Annotated in this window: 1 protein-coding gene; it reads right to left on the bottom strand. The window is 46.1% G+C overall.

The annotated features are described in order from the left end of the window. Positions 1–2565, bottom strand: a 2565-nt coding sequence (locus tag AC1DUA_RS33360) for a family 43 glycosylhydrolase (protein WP_477503822.1), incomplete at both ends; no start/stop codon positions are given.

The raw sequence follows: 2565 nt of genomic DNA, 5'->3' as shown, positions 1-2565 counted from the left end.
CCTAACAGCTGTCACTAGACCATTTTGGTCGATTGTCGCTTTGTTCGAGATGGTTGTCCCATCTGTTTCAAAAACAGCCCATGTCACAGCTTTGATCGAAGCATTGGCAGGGAGCACCGCCGCTTGCAATTGAAGCTTTCCACCTTTTGCAGAAATCGTTGATGCATTCCCTGTGCTGGTAATTTTGATCGATGAAACCTTAATGCCAGGTGCACTTTCATTAACAACAACAGCTTGTGCTTCCCCAACACGAACGACTTGAATGTCACGATTAACCTCAGCGATGAAAATTCGTTCACCGTTGTCAGCCATAATCACTCCACCACTTGGAAAAGTTTCCCAGACTATTGCAGCAGAAGCTCCAAGACTAATGCCAGCGATATCCTCGATTGCGCTTACCTTCTTATACCGATAGCTGTTTGCTGTATCAGAAAGGGATGGAAGCGTAGCTTGCGTTTTACCATTATTGATAAGCCCTGCCGCATCCTTAAAAGTTACAGCTTGCAGCAATGGAGGAGCTGGCTGCACAGTAGCTGCTGACTTGATATTGAACTCCATTTCTGCCATATTCGCATTCGTTCCGTCACCAGACACATAACGCACATATCGATAGGCTTTTGGCGAATTCACATAGATATCTTCCCACTGTCCTGTTGGAATCGATTCGATCTGAGCAATATCTTCGTAACCGCTATCTTGTCCGGTGTTCGAGCCTTGAATCTTAACCCCATAAGCTCGGTCAGCATAACCGGCTCTAGGTAAGAAGCTGATTTTGGCAATCGCTTTTTCGTTGCCCGCTCCGAAATCCATACCGGCATAACCGTTTACACCATTCACGTAATCAAAGTACGTTCCTGCATTGCCATCAAAAACTTTGTCATAGGTGTTAGAAGAATTCCCCCACGCAGGACCTGAACCGAATACGGTGCCAGTCACTCTCGTGTATTCGTCCTGTGGCGTTCTCCATTTGCCACTTGCAAGATCCATTTCCCAGCGGCTATTCCAGTCCAAGCTAAAGTTCAAATCCGATACTGTAAATGGCAGCCATACATACGTGGACCGATCCAGTGTATTGCCAYTCCAACGGTCCCCCATATACATATAGAACGTATTGTTACCCGAAGTAACCGGTAAAACATAGGTTGTTTGTGTGTTGTACGTATTCCCGCTTCCAAAATTCGTCCAGCCTGTCCCGTTGTTCGTACATGGACCAGCCATCGTATCACAAACCATATATTTATTTTGATTCGTTGCCCAACCAGATAATCCGGATGAAAAGAATACATACTTGCCATCTTTCTTAATGACTGCTGGTGATTCACGATACTGATTTGTAAACTGATTTACCTGAGCCTCAACGGTCAAATAGTCCGCGGACAGGCGATATACATATAACGTTGCATTATTGCTGCCGCTTGAAATCAGATACGCTTTACCATCTGTATCCTTAAATACAGTTGAATCGCGGCTCATATTATTATTAGGAGAATAGCTGTTCACATACGTGTAATCTCCATCGACTGTATCACTCGTCGCTACTCCAATACGTGAATAGGAATAGAATGGATTCTCGATATGGCTGTACATCACATATTTGTGCGTTGTATCGTTATAAATAATTTTCGGACGCTCAATGACTTTATTCGGTCCAAAATCTTGATTGCCTGTTAAGGAAGCAGGAAGTGTCTCATTGCGAAGCTGCCAATTCACCAAATCTTTGGAAGCATAAATATTGATGCTCCGATGAATGCCCGTTCCGCCATCCTTATTTTCCCCAACCCAGTAATAGGTATCCCCTACTTGAATCATGCCACCGCCATGCGCTTCAATGACGCGCCCAGCCGTATCATACCAGATCTTACCGGAGTCAATCGGCAAGAAACCAGAGGTTGCAGGTAGTGCTGGCTCTGCCTTACTTACCGCTTGCAGTACCTTAAAGTCAACAACTTTATTAGCCGTATCCACTTCTGCTACGCCAACTTTTGTTCCATTAGAGAGCGTCAGCCTAGTCCCATCCGTAATTGTTTTCCAGCCACCAGATGTTACGGCACTCACAGATGGCGCTGCCGTTGCATCCGCTTTGTACACATAGCGATTATCACTTTGCTTCATTCCGCCAAGACGAATTTCTGTTATGCCGTCTTGAACCGCTCCAGGAACATCCACGAACGATGCTTCACTCAAGCCTTTGTAAGCTGCTGTTTCACCAACCTCAGCATGGCCAACACTATATTTTAGAATCCTGCCATCATAGTCAACCATAGCAACAGCAATGGACTGACCATCAATTGCCGGTACGATGCCCCCTGATTGGAGATCCGTCCAACCAAGTGTGCCGTCACCAATGTTAGCTGATGGCAGCAGATTTGAGTCTGGTGCGGCAAGATATTTAAACCGTGCAGCAGGCGTCGGATCTGTCGGCTGCGCTATCGCACCAATGCCGCTATCTGACGGAGTATCGTAAGTTACTTTCGTTTTCCCTTCACCTGCAGCCGCAAATTTCAGTGCTCCTTCAAGTGCTGGTGCAATCTCGGATGCTACCTCGACTCTGTCAACGACGACAGC

It is taken from the genome of Paenibacillus sp. 01T422, from assembly GCF_056398785.1.
This window is presented reverse-complemented; position numbering and strand designations above follow the sequence as displayed.